This is a genomic window from Streptomyces sp. NPDC051064, from assembly GCF_044455985.1.
GTDB lineage: Bacteria > Actinomycetota > Actinomycetes > Streptomycetales > Streptomycetaceae > Streptomyces.
On record NZ_JBITFK010000009.1, the window covers coordinates 134,066 to 152,874 of the forward strand.

An 18,809-nucleotide genomic window follows, 5' to 3' on the forward strand; every position below is an offset into this window, starting at 1 on the left:
GCGGTACTACGCGCCGACGGGGGTGAGGTAGGCGTGGTCCAGCAGCCACTTCACGTTGAGGCGCTGGCCCGCGCCCGGGTCGAGGAAGACGGCGTCGAGCTTGATCTGCTGGCCTCCGCCGGGCTGCTCGAACCACGGTGCGATGCTGCCCTGCCAGACCCAGAACGGCTCGGCCACCTTGTAGACGCGATAGTCACAAGGGGCCGCGGCGTCACGGGTGTTGAGGTTCTGCGGAGGCAGGGCACGCTCCTTGTAGGCGTCGCCGGCCGGTGCGAGGTAGGCGCCGTACTCCGATCCGAAGCGGTCCAGGCGCTGGCCGGTACGCAGCTCGGCGGGCTCCTTGTCGACCTCACCGTTGACTTCGGCGAAGCCGTCGTTGGGCGGATACTTCCAGCTGCCCGTGTCCGCCGGTCCCTGCCAGTACTTGTTCAGGAAGGCGGAGGGAGACAGGCCGCCCGTGCGCTGGTACCCCCTGAGCAGCGGGCCGACGGGTGCCTGCTTGGTGGAGGGGAGCCACTGGGGGCCCAGCCGCGCGTCCCCGACGAACTCGCCGGTGCAGGGATCGTGGGCGACTGCCGCCGTGCGGTTCTCGTGCGGTGCGGCGTTGGCGGCGGGAGCGGCCGCCAGGCCTGCGGCGATGCCGACTGCGGCAAGTGCGGTGCGGATACGGTTCATTCGGGGATCCCCTCGGATGACGATGAGTGCTCGTCGAGCTCACGTAGGGTAACCGAACGACTTCTTACCGGCGTTGCGCCATGCCGTTCTGTGCCCGGCCGGGGGGATTTGGCCTGACACCGCCTCCTCAGCGGGCCGTCCCGTCGGGTACGAGACCGTCGGCGGCGAGCCCCTGCAGAACGGCCTCGCCCAGCGCCTGGACCGCGGACATCGGGCGGACCATCACGGTGAACTCGTTGATCCGGCCGTCCTCACCGAACTGGAGGAGGTCGATCCCGTGGATCTCCTTGCCGTCCACCGTCGCCCTGAACAGCAGGATCTCCGAGGGCTCCTGGTCGCCCCCCGCGCTGGTGGAGGCCTCGCCCTCGAAGTGCCCGACGTAGCGGAAGTCCTCGAACGTGCGAAGGAGGACGCCGAAGAGACCGAGCACCATCGGCCTGCCCTCGAAGGGCGTGAATTTCACCGGGCTGAAGAGGCGTACGTCCTCGGTGAACAGCTCTTCGAGTGCCGCGTGGTCCCCCTTCTCGACAGCTGCCCTGAAGCGTTCCGTGGTTTCGGCGGTCATGGTCATCACTCCCCGGCTCCTGACGGTCGCTGAGGCGACCGTTCGTTCAGGCGAGTGTGGCGCAGGGCCGCCGCGCCGGTTCGGGCGGGGCGGCCGGGACAGCGAGGAGGTCAGCCGCGCGGATCGGCGAAGCGGACGGTGACCCTCTCGAATCCGAGTGAACCGAGCAGTCCCTGGAGCATCGAGGTGGTGTTCTTCTCGGCCCGCTTCGTGAGGCCGCTCTCCTCGGCCGCCTCCCCGATGTGCCGCGCGGCCAGCTTGTTGACCGCCTGCTCGCTGCCGGGATTGTCGGAGAAGAGGTCGCCGAGCCGGTCGAGGAGGCCGCGCTGCTTGGACACGGCGTAGGAGCGGTCCGGGTCCAGGGCGGGCTTGCCCAGCACCGCGTGGGGCAGGACGAGTTCGGCCGTGGTGCGGTCCTCGTCGACGGTCACCCCGTCGGCCCCGACCTTGCCGAGATCGACGGAGGCTCCGACGGTGCCCGCGCCGACGTACAGCGTCCGGGTGCCCCGGATGGCGTCGGGCAGGAACTTCGCGTCCTTCTCCAGGTCGACGACGACCTGGAAGTTGCCCGAGGCCGCCTCGTACGCGCTCATGTCCTGGATCGACTTGAGCACCGCGGGGCCGGAGCGGTCGGTGGTCTCCTCGCCGAAGAGGCTGCCGAACCCCGGCAGCAGGCTGAGCCGGGAACCCAGGAGAAGCAGGACCAGCGCCACGGCGCACACGCCCGCGAACGGCAGGCATCCTCGTGTGCGGGCGCGGCGGCGCGGCGTGCCACCGTGGGCGGGGTCCCCGGCGCTGTCTGTCCTTACGTCAGTGGACGTCATACCTTCCGTGTGACCCCGTCCAGGGGTTTCAGTCCGCCTGGGCGGCCGACTACGCCAGATCCTGTACGGGCGGCGGGGTCCTGGGCGGCCTCAGGCCCCCGTGGTGCCGTCCAGCCGCTCCCTCAGCAGGTCGGCGTGGCCGATGTGGCGCGCGTACTCGGCGATCATGTGCACGTACACCGTGCGCAGCGAGTAGACCGAGCCGCGCCGGGTGAAGGTGGTGTCGAGCGGCGCGTCCGCCGCCGCCTCGTCGGCGAGGCGCATCTCCTCGACGAGACGGGCGTAGTCGTCGGGGGCGCCATCCGGTGAGAGGTCCTCGAAGTCGGCGTCCTTGCCCTTCTCCGTGTCGTACATCGAGGGAAGAGCCAGCCCGGCGAGGCCCTCGCGGAACCATATGCGTTCCACCTTGGCCATGTGCCGGACGAGGCCGAGCAGGGTGAGGTTGGACGGCTCGACCGTCTGCTCGGCGAGCTGGCCGCCCGTCAGGCCGGAGCATTTCTGCAGCAGTGTGCTGCGGTAGAACGCGAGGAAGGCGGTCAGTGTCTCGCGCTCGCCGCCTGTGAGCGGTCCGATGGTGCGGGTAGCTTCAGGAGCTGTCCATGTCATCGCATGATCATGCCTCGCACGGGCAGGTTCGCGCGAGGCCCTGTGCGGGACCGGGCGGCACGCGGATCCGGGGCGTGGGCCGGGTATTCACCGCGCGGATTCACCTCATCCAGAGAATCGATTTCCGGGATCCCCGGAAACGGGCCAGGCTGGTCCCGTCACGGCAGGAGGATCCTTCATGACGAAGTCGTCGTCACCGGCTCCGCCCGACGACACCGCCGCTCTGCACCCACGTGAAAGGACCCTCTCTGTGGACACCGCCATACCCCTCCCCCGCCGCACCCGTGTCGGGATCGTCGGAGCGGGCCCTGCCGGCCTGCTCCTGGCCCGGCTGCTGAACGGGAACGGCATCGACTGCGTCGTCCTGGAGAGCCGGGACCGCGCGTACGCCGAGCACCGCCAACGCGCCGGGATCCTGGAGCAGAGCACGGTCGACGCGCTGCGTACGAGCGGTGCGGGCGAGCGTCTGGACCGGGAAGGCATCGCGCACGACGGAGTCGAGCTGCGCTTCGACGGGCGCTCGCACCGGGTGGACTTCCCGTCGCTGACGGGTGGCAGCCGGGTGTGGGTGTACGCGCAGACCGAGGTCGTCAAGGACCTGATCGCGCTTCAGCTGGCCGACGGAGCGCCGTTGCTGTTCGAGGCGGAGGCCCTCTCGGTGGAGGGGGTGGACACGGCACGGCCGGTGATCCACTACCGGCACGACGGCCGTGCGCGGACACTGGAGTGCGACTACGTCGTCGGGTGCGACGGCTTCCACGGGGTGACCCGGCGGTCGGTCCCACAGGGCGCGCTGAGGTCGTACGAACGGACGTATCCGTACGCGTGGCTGGGCATTCTGGCGGACGCGCCCCCGGTGTACGACGAGTTGATCTACGCGCACTCCTCACGTGGCTTCGCGCTGGCCAGCATGCGCTCACCGGAGGTGAGCAGGCTCTACCTCCAGGTCCCCGGGGGCGAGGATCCGGCCGCCTGGCCCGACGAGCGGATCTGGGACGAGCTCGACGTCCGGCTGGCCTCGGCGGGCAGCAGGAAGCTGGAGCGCGGACCCATCACGGCCAGGTCGGTGCTGCCGATGCGCAGCCAGGTGACAGAGCCGATGAGCCACGGCCGCGTCTTCCTCGCCGGCGACGCTGCGCACATCGTGCCCCCGACGGGCGCGAAGGGGCTGAACCTCGCGGCCGCCGATGTCGTCGTGCTCGCCCGCGCGTTCGAGCACCTTGAGCGCGAGGGATCCTCCGAACTGCTCGACGCGTACTCGGACACCTGTCTGCGCAGGGTGTGGCGTGCCGAGCACTTCTCGTACTTCATGACGACGACACTGCACGCGCATCCGGACGGGAGCCCGTTCGACAACCGTCTCCAGCTGTCGCAGCTGCACCGGATCGCGGACTCCCGCCACGCGGCTGCGGAGTTCGCCGAGAACTACACCGGCGCTTTCTCTCGGTGAACTCGGTCAGGGGCGAAACGGTCACAGCTACCGCACTTGGTCCCCGTGGTCGGTCATTGCCGTGCCGGGCCCTTCCCTGAGCGAGCGCTGGTACTGGCCGGGTGTCCGGCCGACGAGCGTGGTGAACGCGTCGATGAAGGCACTCGGGTTCGCCCATCCGCAGGCGGTCGCCGTGTTGATCACCGAGACCTCGCCGGCGAGCAGCAGCAGAGCGTGGTGAACGCGGAGCTGGGTGCGCCATTGGGGAAAGCTCATTCCGGTTTCCTGCTGGAAGAGCCTGCTGAGCGTACGTTCGCTGGCGCCGACTTCATGGCCGAGCCGGCCGAGCGTGAGAGGTTCCGCCATTCCCTCCTCCACGAGAGCGGCAACGGCGCGGAGCCGGTCGTCGTGGGGCTCGGGAAGATGCAGCGGTTGCTCGGGCGCGGTGGTGATGTCGTCGATGATCACCCGGCGCAGACGTGAGCGTGCGCCTGCGGAGCGGCGCTCGGAGCCGGTCAAGGTCAGGGTGGCCTCGCGCGCGAGCGGCGTCATGACGAGCACCGCGGGATGCGCGGGCAGCAGTGCGGCCAGGCTCGGCGCCATGAAGACGATGCGCATGTCGGTACGACCGTGGGCGCGATGCTGATGCTCGAAGCCGGCGGGGATCCAGACGACCCGGTTCGACGGGGCGATCCATGAACCCACCGAGGTCACGAGCGAGAGCACGCCGGTGGCCGGATAGACCAGGTGGCCGCGAGTGTGCTGGTGCTCGGGGGTCTGCTCGTCGTGTCCGAGCTGGAGGACGTGCTCGCGGAGCGCCTGATCGAACCGCGTCGACTCATGGCGGGTTTTGGGCATCTTCTGTCAGGTTACCAGTTGTCCGCCTCCGCAGCCCTCGGATGGACTGTGGCTGTAGCCCGCCGCCGCATGGCCGGCGACGACCTCGCGCTACGCCATGGCCCTCCCCGGCCGACCGGGGACCGAAAGGACAACCGACGTGACCCAACTCCTCCAAGAACCGACGCCGGGGACACGGCGTGGCAGAGGCACCCGCGGCAGGATCGGCACCGCCGTGCTGGCGGTCGGCCTCCTCGCCGCCGCGTTCAACCTGCGGATCGGTGTCGCCTCGGTCGGCCCGGTGCTCTCGGAGGTCCAGGCAGCCCTCGGCCTTTCCGAAGTCGTCGTCAGTCTCCTGACCACCATTCCCGTCGTTGCTTTCGGGGCGTTCGCCTTTGTCACCCCGGCGCTGAGCCGCCGCCTGGGCCTGCACCGGCTCCTCGGAGCGACGATGATCGCGCTCGCTGCCGGCATCGCCCTGCGCCTCCAGCCCGGCCTCGCCGGGCTCTTCATCGGCACCGTCATCATCGGTGCGTCGATCGCGGTTGCCAACGTCATCATGCCGGCCGCGATCAAGCGGGACTTCTCGCACCGTGTCGGACTGATGATGGGTCTGTACTCGACCGCGCTCTCCGCCGGCGCGGCCCTCGCCTCGGGCGCCACGGTGCCGTTGCTCTCGTCGGCCGGTGGCGCTTGGCGGCCCACCCTGGCGCTCTGGGCGATTCCGGCCCTCATCGCCTTCATCATCCTCATCCCGCAGCTGCGGCGCGCTCCCGTCCGTGCTCCTCGGCCCCATGACGTCGCCGATGCCCCCTCCGAGGCCGGCGAGCCCTCCGTCCGCGCTCTTACGCGCGATCCGGTCGCCATCGCCGTGACCGCTCTCATGGGTCTCCAGAGCATGAGCTACTACGCTGCTCTGACCTGGATTCCGACCCTGTTCCAGGACGCGGGTATGGACGCGCATGCGGCCGGCTGGATGCTGTCGTACTCGGCCTTTCCCGGGATCGCCGCCTCGCTCGTGACGCCCGCGATCGCCAGGCGGACCCGCCCGGCGTGGCTCCCCGTGGCGGTCGCCGTCGCGTTGACCGGTGCAGCCTTCGCCGGTCTGGCAGCGGCCCCCATTCCGGGGGCGTATGTATGGCTGACCATGCTCGGGCTCGGCCAAGGTGCTTCCCTCAGCCTGTCCCTCACCTACATCGTCTGGCGCTCACCGGATGCCCGGCACACCGGCCACGTCTCGATGATGGCCCAGGGCCTGGGTTACCTCGTGGCCGGGCTCGGCCCCATCGGCCTCGGCGCGCTCCACACCGCGACACGGGGCTGGAGCATCCCGCTCATGGCGCTCGTCGCCTTGCTCGTCCTGCAGATGTGGGCCGGCGCGCTCGCGAGCCGTGACCGCCATGTTCTCGACGGCCACAGGCATACGCCCTGATGGGATCCCGGCCGCCGACTGCGGACGGCGGCCGGGATCACCGGGTACTGCGGTCACTCACTCCAGGAGGTCTGCATACGCCCCCAGAGCCAGTGCGACGTCGGTCTGTGCCCAGAACCGGTGATAGGTGAAGACCGGTGCGGTCCCGCCGTCCAGATAGGCCTGCACCTTGGGCCAGTTCGGGTCGTCCTTGTAGAATGACCGGATGGAGAGGAACGTCGAGTCGTTGTCGACGGTGTCCCCGTTGGGCATCGCGCCCGTCCAGCCGTTCGGGACGTGGACCGGGTCGTCGAACCGGTTGTAGTCGGCCCGGGTCTCGGGAACGGCGATCCCGGCATCGTCCTGGTAGTGGCTCCACATGCCGTCGAGCAGCCCTTCGGCCGTGGCCTTCGCCTCGGCGTCACCGGACTTGGCGGCGTAGTAGGTCAGTGTCCTGGCATAGGCACCGGCCACCCCGACGTCGTTCGTGTAGTCGGCGACCGTGACGTGGAGCCCGGAGTTCGCGCCGGGGCTCGACGCGTTCCAGGTGTCCGGCGCGCCCGACCACTTGAGGGTGGAGGGCATGAGGTAGGTGCCGTCCGGGTTGATGGTCGTCTCGGACAGGGCCCAGTCGACCCACTTGTCGAGTACCGCCTTGGCCTGTGCGTCTCCGGACTCGTGGTAGTACTCGGCGACGCGCTCCATCGACCATGCCTGGAAGCCGAACCACTGGTTGGACGGCGGGTCGTGGTAGACGGGCTTCTCGTCGTAGAACATGCCGTAGAAGGTCGGCGTCCCGGCCGGCGGCTGGGCGTAACTTCCCTTCCAGCTGTTGGTCGCGCCGCCCGCGATCGCCCCCTCGTCGGACTGGAGCCACTGATAGAAGTCCATCTGACGGTCCAGGCTCTTGGCCCAGTCCTGCTGACCCGTGGCCGACTTGGGCTTGAGATCGGCGACGGAGCTCAGCGCGTAGGCCGCCATCGGGTTCTGGTAGCCGCCGTGTGCGTGACTGGATCCGATCCGCCAGGACCAGCCCGCCGAGGTGTCGGTGGCACCGCCCCAGGCGTAGTACCAGGACATCAGGTAGTGCGCGCTGTCCTTGCCGCTGCCGGCGGGGCAGGTGGTAGGGCCGACGCAGTTGCCGACCTTCTTGAAGTACTTGTCGAACATGGAGTAGCGGAGGTAGTCGCCCATCTTCGCCGCCTTGGCGACGGTCGCGGAGACCTCACCCGACTTGCCCTGCTCCTTCGCCCAGGTGTCCGCCCAGTACGCGGCCTGTACGGCACGGGCGTCCGCGTCCGGAGCGTTGGTGAACTTCCACTGCTTGGCGTAGGAGGCGTCCCCGGTGAACAGGTCCAGGTAGCCGTTGTCCCCGCCGTAGGTGAAGTTGTCGCAGGTGGGGTGGGTGACGGTCTCCCAGACCGACTCCTGCGGCCCCCGCTGGAAGGTGTTGATGTACGACGGCCCGGTCTCGGTGGGACCGGCCGAACACTTACCCGGCGTGTTGCCGTAGCCGTAGACGTTGTCGACGTCCTGGATCCAGTGCATGCCGTAGATGTCGTCGGTGCCGTACGCGCTCTTCAGCTCGGCCGCGATCGGGTCGGAGCCGGAGGTCGCCGATCCGTCGAGGACGGCCGGGTACTCGTTCGGGGTGTCGTGCTCGGGCGCGTAGGTGGCGGGCTTCGACGCGTTGTAGAAGGAGTTCGTGGGCTGGTCGGCGTGCGTGGGGATCATGTACTTCTCCATGGTGTCCCACGCACCGTTGAACTTCGTCCAGTCCCCGGTGAGCTTCCCGTACATCGCCTGGAGCCAGATCAGATAGCTGTACGCCTCCGACGTCGTCTCGTGTCCGTGGTCGGGAGCCTCCACGATCAGCGTCTCGACGGAGTGGTAGGGGATGCCCTCCGAGGAGAAGTAACCGTTCGCCGGGTCGGTGATCTTCCCGTACAGGTCGAGGAAGCGGGCGTCGTACTCCTTCGCCTCCGCGAGCTGGGTGACGGTGACCTCGGACTTGGCGTGGCCGGGGGCCGTCACGGTGAAGGTCGCGGCTCCCGTGCCGGATCCGTCGGCCGAGACCGTCACCTTCTGAGGTGTGGACCAGTTCGACGGGGTGAAGGTGAGGCTCGCGCCACCGGTGACGCTCAGACCGGTGTTGCCGGCGCTCCGCGCCACGGTGGCGGTGACGGACGAGGCGGGGGCAGTGGACAGCGAGACCGCGAAGGTCCCCGACTTCCCCTGCTGCACGCCCAGTTGGGCGGGGGTGGCGACGACGGCCGGACCCGCTGCGACGGTGATGCCGGCCGGGGTCGATTCCGCGGAGGCGCCGAGGCTGTCGTACGCCCTGGCGTACACGGAGTGGCCGCCGGCGGAGAGCCTTTCGGCGTTGAACGTGTAGGGGGACGTCGTGTCCGTGCCGAGCAGCGTCGTGTTGTCGTAGAACTCGACCTTGCTGATCCCCGCGCCGTCGGCGGCCGCGGCCGTCGCGGCCAGGGGAACGGTGTCTCCGGCGGAGAAGACGGCGCCCGCCGCCGGACTGGTGAGGACGGCGATCGGCGGCTGGTGGGCACCGACGCATGCCGTGCCGTTGACGGCGAAGGTGGATGGCGCGGCGTTGGTGCCGCTGTAGCTGAACTGCGCGCCGGTCGTGGCGGCGCCCCCGGCGGCGATGGTGCCGTTCCAGCTCGCGTTCTTGACGGTGACCGTCCTGCCGGACTGGGACCAGGTCCCGTTCCAGCCGTTGGTGAGCTTCTGGCTGCCGGCGTAGTCGTAGCTCAGGGTCCAGCCGTCGATCGCGGTCGAGCTCCTGTTGGTGACGGTGAGTTCGGCACTGAAGCCCGAACCCCAGTCATTGGTCTTGTAGTCGACGCTGCATTGGACGGCGGCGGCCTGGGCCGGCGTACCGGCTGCGGCGGTCATCCCCAGAGGGAGGGCCAGCGCGGCCACCAATGCCGTCCACAACCGTCGGTTTCCGGCTCCGGTTCTGCGTGGTCTTCCGGGTAACCAGGTTCTTCGTGCGCGTCCCGATGGCATGCGCAGTACCTCCTCGCGGCTCGGCGACATGGGGGGTGTGCGGGGCTGAGCACAAGCCTTGAACCAGTGGGAGCGCTCCCAGCATGGGGACGAGGAAAAAGAGAGTCAAGAGACTTGAAGAGTCGAATTATTTCGATACCAAGAGATGAGAACTGGTGTGTTGACCGACACCACTTGACGCTCTAACGTCAAGCCACACCAGTGGGAGCGGTTCCACCAGTCGACGTGCCGTAGGGGGCACGCCCGATCTGCAAGGAGTCGCTCATGCTTCATCCCCCGCACGTGTCGCACCTGTTCAGGCTGCTCCCCGGAGCAGTGATCGGCGTGGCCGGAAGCGCCCTCCCGACCACGGCCACGGCTTCCGGATCCACCCTCGTACGCACGGTGGAGAACAGCACCGCGCAGCATCGGGCCGGCGGTTTCCGGGGATCGGGCATCGCATCGGGCAACGGCCTGAACGGGACTCACGCGAACGGTGCGGGCTCCGCAACGGACTTCCTGGGCCCCGGAGCTGGTCGAGCACACCTCCGTGCCGACGGGCGTCGGCCGGACCCCGCACCGCCCCTGTGCCCCCCGACGAGGAGTACCGGCTTGGCCTGAACCCGAACACATCTGTGTGAACGAGGACCGCTCGAACTCCCCGCTCGACCCGGCGGGCCGAAGTCCCCTCGCCACAGGCGAGTTCGGCCAGAACACTGCCTCCACCGGCTCGTCCGGCCGGGCCGCGCAGGGTTCGTCGACCAGGAACTCTCTTCCCGGACGGACCTGGGAACCACTTGGCACCGCTCCAGCGCCCGTCCTTGATCAGCGACTACGACGGTACCCCCCACCCCGTACGGAATCGGGCTGCGTGATCACCTGCGCGCCCTCGACAGCTGAGGAAACGGAAATCGTATGAGCCGCACGAGCCGCACCACCCTGCGCCGATCCCGAACGGCGCTCATAGCCGCGGGAGCACTCGTCGCCGCAGCCGCAGGATCCGCCGCCGCGGTGGCACCCTTCGGAACCTCCGCCGCAGCGGCCGCAGGCTGCTCCGTCGATTACAAGATCCAGAATCAGTGGAACGGGGGTCTCACCGCCTCGGTGACCGTCAAGAACCTGGGCGACGCCCTATCCGGCTGGCAGCTGCAGTGGTCGTTCGCCGGCGGTGAGAAGGTCAGCCAGGGGTGGAACGCCACCGTCTCGCAGAGCGGCACCGCCGTCACCGCGAAGGACGCCGGCTACAACGCCGCACTGGCCACCGGGTCCTCCGCCACCTTCGGCTTCAACGCGACCGGGAGCGGCAACAGCGCGGTGCCCGCGACGTTCAAGCTGAACGGCGTCACCTGTGACGGAGGCACCACCGGACCGACCGACCCGCCGGACCCGACCGACCCGCCCACCGATCCCACCGACCGGGTCAACAACCCGTACGAGGGCGCCAAGGTCTACGTCAACCCGGAGTGGTCGGCCAACGCCGCCGCGGAGCCGGGCGGAAGCCGGATCTCCAACCAGCCGACGGGTGTCTGGCTCGACCGCATCGCCGCCATCGAGGGCGCCAACGGCGGAATGGGCCTGCGTGACCACTTGGACGAGGCCCTCACGCAGAAGGGCTCCGGCGAACTCGTCGTCCAGCTCGTCATCTACAACCTGCCCGGCCGCGACTGCTCGGCGCTCGCCTCCAACGGTGAGCTCGGCCCCACCGAGATCGGCCGCTACAAGAGCGAGTACATCGACCCGATCGCGGCCGTACTCGCCGACGAGAAGTACGCGGGTCTGCGCATCGTCACCACCGTCGAGATCGACTCACTGCCGAACCTCATCACCAACGCCGGCGGCCGCCCCACCGCCACGCCGGAGTGCGACGTGATGAAGGCCAACGGCAACTACCAGAAGGGTGTCGGCTACGCGCTCAACAAGCTCGGCGACACTCCGAACGTCTACAACTACATCGACGCGGGGCACCACGGCTGGATCGGCTGGGACGACAACTTCGGCCCGACCGCCGACATCTTCAAGCAGGCGGCGACCACCGAGGGCGCGACCGTCGACGACGTGCACGGCTTCATCACCAACACCGCCAACTACGGCGCGACGAAGGAGGATCACTTCTCCATCGGCGACTCCGTCAACGGCACGTCCGTGCGTCAGTCGAAGTGGGTCGACTGGAACCGCTACACGGACGAGCAGTCCTACGCCCAGGCCTTCCGTGAGAAACTGGTTTCGGTGGGCTTCAACTCCGACATCGGCATGCTGATCGACACCTCGCGCAACGGCTGGGGCGGCGCGAACCGGCCGACCGGTCCGGGCGCGAAAACCAGCGTCGACACCTATGTGGACGGCGGCCGGTACGACCGTCGCATCCACCTGGGGAACTGGTGCAACCAGTCCGGAGCCGGTCTCGGCGAACGGCCGAAGGCGGCGCCCGCCGCGGGCATCGACGCGTACGTCTGGATGAAGCCCCCGGGGGAGTCCGACGGCTCCAGCAAGGAGATCCCGAACAACGAGGGCAAGGGCTTCGACCGGATGTGCGACCCGACGTACACGGGTAACGTCCGCAACGGCAACAACATGTCCGGCGCGCTGCCCAATGCCCCGGTCTCCGGCAAGTGGTTCTCCGCCCAGTTCCAGGAGCTCATGAAGAACGCCTACCCGGCGCTCTAGGCTCCACGCCGGCGGGCTCCGGGCGCTCCCCCGCCCGGGCCCTCCCGCCGGCTGCGCCACCTGTCGAGCAGAGCGCGTCCGCGAGCCACCGGCGCGGACGCGCTCCGCCGGGTGGCGGAACCGGACCCGGAGCTGCGGGCGGCCTTCGCCTTGGTCCCGGACTTCGACGCGGCGCCGGGCTCGGCCTTGGTACCGGGTTTCGTCCTGCTCCCGCTCTTCGACGCCGCACCGGGCCTCGCCCTGCTCTTGGCGGCCGGCCCCGCGTCGGCCGGCGTCCGCGGTCCCGACTTCGCCTCGTCCACCGCGGCCGGCTCGTCCGAGAGCGCGTGGTAGCGGTGGCTGATGCGTCGCCCCACGAGCGCGTAGCCCAGCAGCGCGCCGGCCGTATTGAGGATCACGTCGTCGATGTCGAAGGCCCGTCCCGCCACGAGCGCGCCCTGTACGAGCTCGACGACCGCCATGACCAGCACAGTGAGCACGGTCATCCGGATCATCCGGAGCCGACGCGGCACCAGAACCGGCAGCAGCACGCCGAACGGGGCGCCCAGCAGCAGGTTTCCGCCCGCCTGTTTGCACGCTGCGAGAAACGTGTAGTCCTCCGCGTACTGCCGCAGGGACCGCCCCGGCTTCAGATTGGACGTCACGATGTCCTCCGACGCGGGTGACGGTGTGAGCGTCACCTTCGCCAGGACCACGGAGAACGCGACGAGGGCCACGAACGCCGCCGCCAGCACCACCGCGCGCAGCAGTAGATTCCCCACGCCTCTGCGTCGTGCACTACGATCCGCGTCTGCTGTCATGGCGGAACGGATGCCCCCAACCCCGTCTGCCACACCCCCGGGTGGGTGCGACCATGTGCGCATGAGCGCACAGAAGAAGGACGAACTGCTGGCGGAAGCCGTTCGGCTGCGGGAAGAGGGCCATCCCGAACAGGCCAGGGAACTCCTCCTCTCCCTCACGGCCTCGTTCCCCGACACGGCGGACGTCGCCTACCAGACCGCCTGGGTCCACGATGTGCTCGGCCTGGAGGCCGAGGCCGTCCCGTACTACGAGCGGAGCCTGCAGGGCGACGGCCTCACCGAAGAGGAACGCCGGGGTGCACTGCTCGGTCTGGGCAGCACCTATCGCGTCCTGGGCAGGTTCGGTCAGGCCGTCGAGACGCTCCGGCGCGGCGTGTCGGAATTCCCGGACGACGGGGCGCTGAGGACCTTTCTGTCCATGGCCCTGTTCAACACCGGCGAGCACCACGAGGCCATGCAGCTCCTGCTGCGGCTGCTGGCGTCGACGAGCGACAGCCCGGGCGTGCAGCGGTACCGGCCTGCCATCGAGCACTACGCGGCGGATCTCACGCAGACCATGTGAGCCCGTGCGGGTGGGGACTTCGAGCGGGGACCGGTGAGCCCCGGCAGCCTGCGATCGCGCGGCTCGCGGAAGGGGCGGCCCAAGGAGAAGCCCCGGCCGGATCGGGGGAATCCAGCCGGGGCGGCTTGTGTGCGGAGGTGAGGGCTGACTGCCGTCCGACGGCTTTCGGCCGCTCACCCCCGACGCATAGATGAACGATAAACCACCACTCGGCGTTCCCGTGAATCCGCCCCCGTCGTGTGATCCACACCACGACCTCGCAGGCCGGGGGCCCACGGCTACCGGAAGGTGCGGCAGCCGATCGTCAGCGGGCCTCACGGAATGTGACATGACGCCCGGCAGCCGGGTCGAACTTCCGCAGTTCCAGCCGGTCAGGGTCGTTGCGCCTGCTCTTCCGCGTCACATAGGTGTGGCCGGTTCCGGCCGTGGACCGGAGCAGGACGATGGGCCTGGTCTCACTGCGCGCCATGGGACCTCCAGACAGGGATTCCGACCTCACTCCCCAGGGTGGGAATGAGTGTCGTTTTCGTTTCTGGTTCGCACAACACGAACACGTGCTCCACCATTCCCTCCGCCGGACACCCCGGACAGCGGGCCGCGGACCCCTCTGCATGTGGATCTCGAACGGACGGCCGACGTACATCCAGCCGCGATGTCGTACGTTTCATCGACCCCGCGACGGCGCCGGCGGCACGAGCCGTTGATCCACGGCTCGCACGACTCCGCATATGCCCAGATCCCGGCCGGTGCGAGCCGCGCGGGGTCGCACGCGCGGGCGTACGCCGAGTGGCTCGCGCCCGGCGACTTGCGTCAACTCCCCGCCAGAGGAAAGGGTGTTCGGCGGACCCTCGCTCCACCCAGCCGATGGCATATGCCGGAAGCAAGCACGTATCGAGTGTTGCCAAACCCCTTACGTGGCCCCGCAGCCTATGCAACAGTCGTATCCGGTCCACCCCCACGAACCGGCCGTTCCGCCTGTATCGGAGTACCAGATGCCGTCCCATCTGTTTGCGGACCCCCCCGCCCCACAGCCGCCGGTGCGGGACGCCGTCGACGCCCTGATCAACCGGACCCGGATGCTGCGCGGCGACATGGACGCGGTCCGGCGCAACACCTCCGTGATCGACGACGACGATCCCCAGCAGCGCTGGCAGCGGGCGCTCTGCGACCTGGCCGTCCATCAGCTCGACGACCTCGGCGAGCATCTGGGACAGCTGAGGGACGGCATCCCCCGTGTCACGGCCGCGGAGCCCGCGGGAGAGCACCCCTCCGCGCCGGCCGGACCGCCGACCGGTTCACTCCTCAGCAGGGTGGGCAGCGCCGAGTGGAACCTGCTCACGGACGAGGTCAGCTGGTCCGACGAGCTGTACCAGATCTTCGGCAGGGACCCAGGGGCAGGAGGGCTGTCGCTGGACGAGCTGCCGTCCGTGCTTCTCGCGGAGGACCAGCCTCTCCTGACGTCGATGGTGACCGACTGCCTGGTGGACGGACGGCCGATAGACGGCGAATTCCGGATCCTGCTGCCCGACGGTGGAATGCGCACGCTGCACATGATGGGCGAACCCGTTCTCGACGCGGACGGCTGCACGGCATCCATGTGGGCGGTCCTGCGCGACGTCAGCACGTTGCGGCGCAGCCAGCACCTCGTGGGCCGGACCCGGGACACGGCGCGGCGGCAGGAACAGATGGCCCGGGCCGAGCACCGGATGGCGGTGGAACTCCAGGAGGCCGTGCTTCCGCCGTGGCGCGGCTCGCTGCCGATACCCGGTCAGGGCGCGAGCGGCCTGGACATCGCCGCGCACTACCTGCCCTCGGGGTCGAGCGACCTCATCGGCGGCGACTGGTACGACGCGCTGCCGCTCCCTGACGGCAGGACCCTGCTCACCGTCGGCGACCTCACCGGCCACGGGATCCCGGCCACCTCGGCCATGGCGATGCTGCTCGGGGCGCTGCGCGGCATGGCCGTGGCGGGCGTCGGCCCTGGACCGGTCATGGGCCATCTGAACCAGCTGATCGAGTGCTCGGCGCAGCCCGCTCTGGGCAGCGCCGTGTGCTGCCGCTTCGACCCGGCGACCGGCACGCTCGTCTGGGCACAGGCAGGGCACCCCGCGCCGCTGCTGTTCCGCGACGGAGTGGGGCGTCCTCTGCCGGCGCCTGACGGAGTGCTGCTCGGGGCGGCATCCGGAGTCAGCTACGAACAGGACGAGGTGCACCTGTTCCCCGGCGATGTGCTCGTACTGCACACCGACGGACTGACGGACCGGAGCGCCGGCCCGGACATGCTTCTGGGGCTGGCGCCTCGGTTCGCGCAGGCCCGCACCGCGCAGGACTGCGTACGGGCCGTGGTCGAGGAGCTCGGATCGGCCGAACGGCTCGACGATGCCTGCGTGTTGGTGGCCCGCGTCGAGGCATGAGCGAGCCCCGGCCGGCCTGCGGAAGGTCCGCTGCGATGGCGGCCCGGATCAGATCTGGGAGCCCTTGGCCTTCTTCTTGGCTCCGCTCGGGGGCAGGGCGCGCTCGATCTCCTCGCGCAGGTCCTCGATCTTGGCGTAGCCCGCGAACTGGCCGGTGAGCCGGTACATCTCGCGCAGCCGGTCCCAGGTCCGGTGCGAGGACGTCTCCCCCATCGACACCAGGGCCAGCCGCGCGTAGCGATCGGCCTGCTCGGGGTCGTCGGCGATGAAGCACGCCGAGGCGAGTGAGATGTAGTCGAAGATCTTGGACCGCTGGCGGCCGTTGATCCGCAGAGCAAGCGCCTGCTTGGCGTGGCGCTGGGCGGTGGAGGCCGCACCGGGGTCGTGCTCGGCCAGCGTACGAAAAGCCAGTGCCTGCATCCCATGCATGTCCGCCTCGTCGAACATCTGCATCCAGCTCGGCGGCGGCACATCGCCCTTGTCCGAGACGAAGAGCTCCTCCGCCTCGCCGAGGGTGCGCCGCATGGCCTGCCCACGTCCCATCGACGCCTGTGCCCAGGCCTCGATGGTGTGCAGCATCGCCCTCGTACGCGGCAGGGTCTCCTCCCCCGAACCGGACTTGGCGAGCTTCATCAGGTCCAGGGCGTCGTCGGGCCTGCCCAGGTGGACCATCTGGCGGGCGGCACGAGAGAGCGCCTCGCCCGCGCGGGGACGGTCGCCGCCCTCGCGCGCCGCGTGGGCGGCGATCACGAAGTACTTCTGGGCGGTGGGCTCGAGGCCGACGTCGTGGGACATCCAGCCGGCGAGGACCGCGAGGTTGGCGGCGACGCCCCAGAGGCGTCGCTGCAGATGCTCGGGGTGGTTGTAGGCGAGCATGCCGCCCACTTCGTTGAGCTGGCCCACGACGGCCTTGCGCTGGAGCCCGCCGCCTCTGGAGGCGTCCCAGGCCCGGAACACCTCGACCGAGCGCTCGAGTGCCTCGATCTCCTCGGACCCGATGGGTGCGGCCTCGTACAGGTCGAAGCCGGCGTTGTCGGCGTACAGGGGGTCGTTGAGCCGGGAGGCCCGGGCCGCCGGAGCGGGATCTGAATGCAGCCAGTCGTACATGGCGCCGGTGAGAGCTGAGCCAGCGGCGAGCGCGGCGCCCGCGCCCACCAAGCCGCGTCGGTTGAGCATGAGGTCCATTCCCGTGAATTCGGTGAGGACCGCTGCCGTCCGTTCGGGCGCCCACGGCAAACCGTCGGGATTGTCTTCCGTCCCGGCTTTTCGCCGCTTCCCCACACGCCCGCGCCGGCCGAACCCGAGGTCCTCTATGGTCACGACACGGCCGAGCCGCTCGGTGAACAGAGCTGCCAGCACCTCGGGCACGGGATCGCGGGGGGACTCCCCCATGTCGATCCAGCGCCGCACCCGCGAGGTGTCGGTGGCGAGTTGGAGGTGGCCCATGGCCGCCGCCTGCCTGTTCACCATTCTCGCGAGTTCGCCCTTGGACCAGCCGGCCAGGCCGAACAGGTCGGAAAGACGGGTGTTGGGTTCTCCGGTCACGTCAAGCCCCCAGGTTCTCGGCTGACTTGACCCTAGCCCCCCGGCGGATGCCGGGCGAATATTCGCCAGGGTTCGCCAGAGGTCGCTAGATGTTGTGCCACCCGCGGGCCGGTGTCAGGTAGGAAAGCGCCACCCCGCCCGGCAGCCCTAGGTACTCCCCAGGGTGCCGAACGGCCGCCGGCCGGGGCGGCGCACGTAACTTGTCGGCGCACGAAGGGATCTGTCTCGCCCATGTACACAGCATCGTCCTCCGTGTCCGCCCCGCCCCGGCCGCTCCGTCCCTCGGGGGCGGGCGGCGGGCCGTATCTCGACCCCCGCGCCGCGTCACCGGCGTCCGGCACGGGTCGGACCCGGCGGACGGCGGGGCCGGGCTCCCAACCGCTCAGCGGAAGACTGGACCTGTCCGGCGCTCAGGGTGCGCAGCTGCGGATGGCCATCGCCTCCGTGCACCGCATCTGCCCGGAGTTCAATCCCGTGCAGGTGCTGCGCCGCAGCGGGCGCTCGGTGCTGATCGTGGGCACCACCGGCCGAGCGACCGCGGTGGCCAAATGTTTACTCGATCACTCCCCCGCGTGGACGGAGCGGTTCCGGCACGAAATAGCGGCATACCGCGCCTTCGTCAGGCACCGCCCGCCGGTCAGGGCCCCGCGGCTCATCGCAGCCGACCCGGAGAACTGCACCCTGGTGATCGAGCGGATGCCCGGACGGGTCGCGGCGCTGACGAGGCATCCCGCGGAGGCGCCGCCCCGTGCGGATCTGCGGGCCGTGCTCGGAGCCGTCAGCCGGATCAATGCCTGGAGGCCGCCGGCCGGGCTGTTCGACGCCCCGCTGGACTACGCCTCACGCATCGCCCGCTATCACGAGCTGGGTCTCTTCACCGATCGTGATCTGGGTGACCTGCAGAAGCTGCTGCACGGTCTGGCCCACGCGGGCGGCCGGCAGGGCATGGGTCAGTTCTGTCACGGCGACGCCCTGCTCTCGAACATCCTGCTGCCGCCCACCGGGCCCGTGCTGGTCGACTGGGAGCATGCCGGCTGGTATCTGCCGGGATACGACCTGGCGACGCTCTGGGCCGTGCTCGGTGACGCACCGGCGGCGCGGCGCCAGATCAGCCAGCTGGCACAGGCGGCCGGGGCTGCCGCCCGTGACGCCTTCCTGGTGAACCTCATGATCGTGCTGACCCGGGAGATCCGTACGTACGAGACGGCTGTCCAGCGGGCCATGCGCGAAGGGGCGCCGGCCGGGGGCGGCCAGACACGGCAGGGCCTGCTGACCTCCGGCGAGGAACAGAGGCTCCTGCTGCGCAGGCTGCACGACGACTGCGCGATGGCCCGGCGGGCCGTGCGCGCCGCTGTGGGGACACGCTGACCACGCCGGGTACACCGGCCTGACGGACGGGGATGCGCGCTGCGGGACCGGTGCCGACACACGGGTTCCGCAGCGCGCCGTTCGCTGTCTCAGCAGTCGC

General features: G+C 69.6%; 15 protein-coding genes. 6 read left to right on the forward strand and 9 right to left on the reverse strand.

Annotated elements, in window-relative coordinates; genetic code table 11:
* Nucleotides 1-6 precede the first annotated feature (6 nt).
* The 4 genes from ACIBCU_RS29455 to ACIBCU_RS29470 form a co-directional block, all read right to left on the reverse strand.
* Entirely contained in the window at nucleotides 7-675 is a 669-nt protein-coding gene (locus tag ACIBCU_RS29455) for a TNT domain-containing protein (RefSeq protein WP_399235142.1), read from the reverse strand.
* 127 nt (nucleotides 676-802) lie between these two features.
* Nucleotides 803-1,240, reverse strand: a complete 438-nt coding sequence (locus tag ACIBCU_RS29460) for a nuclear transport factor 2 family protein (RefSeq protein ID WP_399235145.1) — start codon at nucleotides 1,238-1,240, stop codon at nucleotides 803-805.
* A gap of 110 nt (nucleotides 1,241-1,350) precedes the next feature.
* Nucleotides 1,351-2,064, reverse strand: coding sequence for a DUF4230 domain-containing protein (locus ACIBCU_RS29465; protein ID WP_399235147.1), 714 nt, complete (start codon nucleotides 2,062-2,064; stop codon nucleotides 1,351-1,353).
* 90 nt (nucleotides 2,065-2,154) lie between these two features.
* Complete coding sequence (locus ACIBCU_RS29470; RefSeq protein ID WP_362930927.1) at nucleotides 2,155-2,670, reverse strand: DinB family protein; 516 nt, start codon at nucleotides 2,668-2,670, stop codon at nucleotides 2,155-2,157.
* Nucleotides 2,671-2,920: 250 nt separating this feature from the next.
* Here ACIBCU_RS29470 and ACIBCU_RS29475 point away from each other — a divergent pair, with 250 nt between their 5' ends.
* On the forward strand, nucleotides 2,921-4,120 hold the full coding sequence (locus ACIBCU_RS29475; RefSeq protein WP_362930929.1) for a 4-hydroxybenzoate 3-monooxygenase: 1,200 nt from the start codon (nucleotides 2,921-2,923) through the stop codon (nucleotides 4,118-4,120).
* A gap of 27 nt (nucleotides 4,121-4,147) precedes the next feature.
* Here the strand turns inward: ACIBCU_RS29475 and ACIBCU_RS29480 are convergent, their stop codons facing one another.
* The gene (locus ACIBCU_RS29480; RefSeq protein WP_399235150.1) at nucleotides 4,148-4,957 is read right to left on the reverse strand and encodes an AraC family transcriptional regulator; all 810 of its coding nucleotides are present in this window, start codon (nucleotides 4,955-4,957) and stop codon (nucleotides 4,148-4,150) included.
* Between the two features lie 139 nt (nucleotides 4,958-5,096).
* On the opposite strand from ACIBCU_RS29480, the gene ACIBCU_RS29485 reads away from it, so the two are divergent.
* Nucleotides 5,097-6,368 (forward strand): MFS transporter, encoded by a 1,272-nt coding sequence (locus tag ACIBCU_RS29485; protein ID WP_362930933.1) that lies wholly within the window; start codon nucleotides 5,097-5,099, stop codon nucleotides 6,366-6,368.
* Between the two features lie 57 nt (nucleotides 6,369-6,425).
* Here ACIBCU_RS29485 and ACIBCU_RS29490 read toward each other — a convergent pair whose 3' ends face one another.
* Complete coding sequence (locus ACIBCU_RS29490) at nucleotides 6,426-9,263, reverse strand: glycoside hydrolase family 48 protein (protein ID WP_362930935.1); 2,838 nt, start codon at nucleotides 9,261-9,263, stop codon at nucleotides 6,426-6,428.
* Nucleotides 9,264-10,271: 1,008 nt separating this feature from the next.
* Here ACIBCU_RS29490 and ACIBCU_RS29495 point away from each other — a divergent pair.
* Complete coding sequence (locus ACIBCU_RS29495; RefSeq protein WP_362930937.1) at nucleotides 10,272-12,020, forward strand: glycoside hydrolase family 6 protein; 1,749 nt, start codon at nucleotides 10,272-10,274, stop codon at nucleotides 12,018-12,020.
* Here the strand turns inward: ACIBCU_RS29495 and ACIBCU_RS29500 are convergent.
* Nucleotides 12,017-12,781 carry a VanZ family protein gene (locus ACIBCU_RS29500; RefSeq protein ID WP_399235153.1) on the reverse strand — a complete coding sequence of 255 codons (765 nt, stop codon included), beginning with the start codon at nucleotides 12,779-12,781 and terminating at the stop codon, nucleotides 12,017-12,019. The genes ACIBCU_RS29495 and ACIBCU_RS29500 overlap by 4 nt on opposite strands.
* 100 nt (nucleotides 12,782-12,881) lie before the next feature.
* Between ACIBCU_RS29500 and ACIBCU_RS29505 the strand changes: the two genes are divergently transcribed.
* Nucleotides 12,882-13,382, forward strand: a complete 501-nt coding sequence (locus tag ACIBCU_RS29505) for a tetratricopeptide repeat protein (RefSeq protein WP_362930941.1) — start codon at nucleotides 12,882-12,884, stop codon at nucleotides 13,380-13,382.
* A 304-nt stretch (nucleotides 13,383-13,686) separates the two neighbouring features.
* Here the strand turns inward: ACIBCU_RS29505 and rpmG are convergent, their stop codons facing one another.
* Complete coding sequence (gene rpmG, locus ACIBCU_RS29510) at nucleotides 13,687-13,851, reverse strand: 50S ribosomal protein L33 (RefSeq protein ID WP_362930943.1); 165 nt, start codon at nucleotides 13,849-13,851, stop codon at nucleotides 13,687-13,689.
* A gap of 523 nt (nucleotides 13,852-14,374) precedes the next feature.
* On the opposite strand from rpmG, the gene ACIBCU_RS29515 reads away from it, so the two are divergent.
* Nucleotides 14,375-15,796, forward strand: a complete 1,422-nt coding sequence (locus ACIBCU_RS29515; protein WP_399235155.1) for a PP2C family protein-serine/threonine phosphatase — start codon at nucleotides 14,375-14,377, stop codon at nucleotides 15,794-15,796.
* 48 nt (nucleotides 15,797-15,844) lie between these two features.
* Here the strand turns inward: ACIBCU_RS29515 and ACIBCU_RS29520 are convergent, their stop codons facing one another.
* On the reverse strand, nucleotides 15,845-17,341 hold the full coding sequence (locus tag ACIBCU_RS29520; RefSeq protein ID WP_362930947.1) for a hypothetical protein: 1,497 nt from the start codon (nucleotides 17,339-17,341) through the stop codon (nucleotides 15,845-15,847).
* Between the two features lie 231 nt (nucleotides 17,342-17,572).
* On the opposite strand from ACIBCU_RS29520, the gene ACIBCU_RS29525 reads away from it, so the two are divergent.
* On the forward strand, nucleotides 17,573-18,709 hold the full coding sequence (locus ACIBCU_RS29525; RefSeq protein ID WP_362930949.1) for an aminoglycoside phosphotransferase family protein: 1,137 nt from the start codon (nucleotides 17,573-17,575) through the stop codon (nucleotides 18,707-18,709).
* The last annotated feature ends 100 nt before the right edge of the window (nucleotides 18,710-18,809 follow it).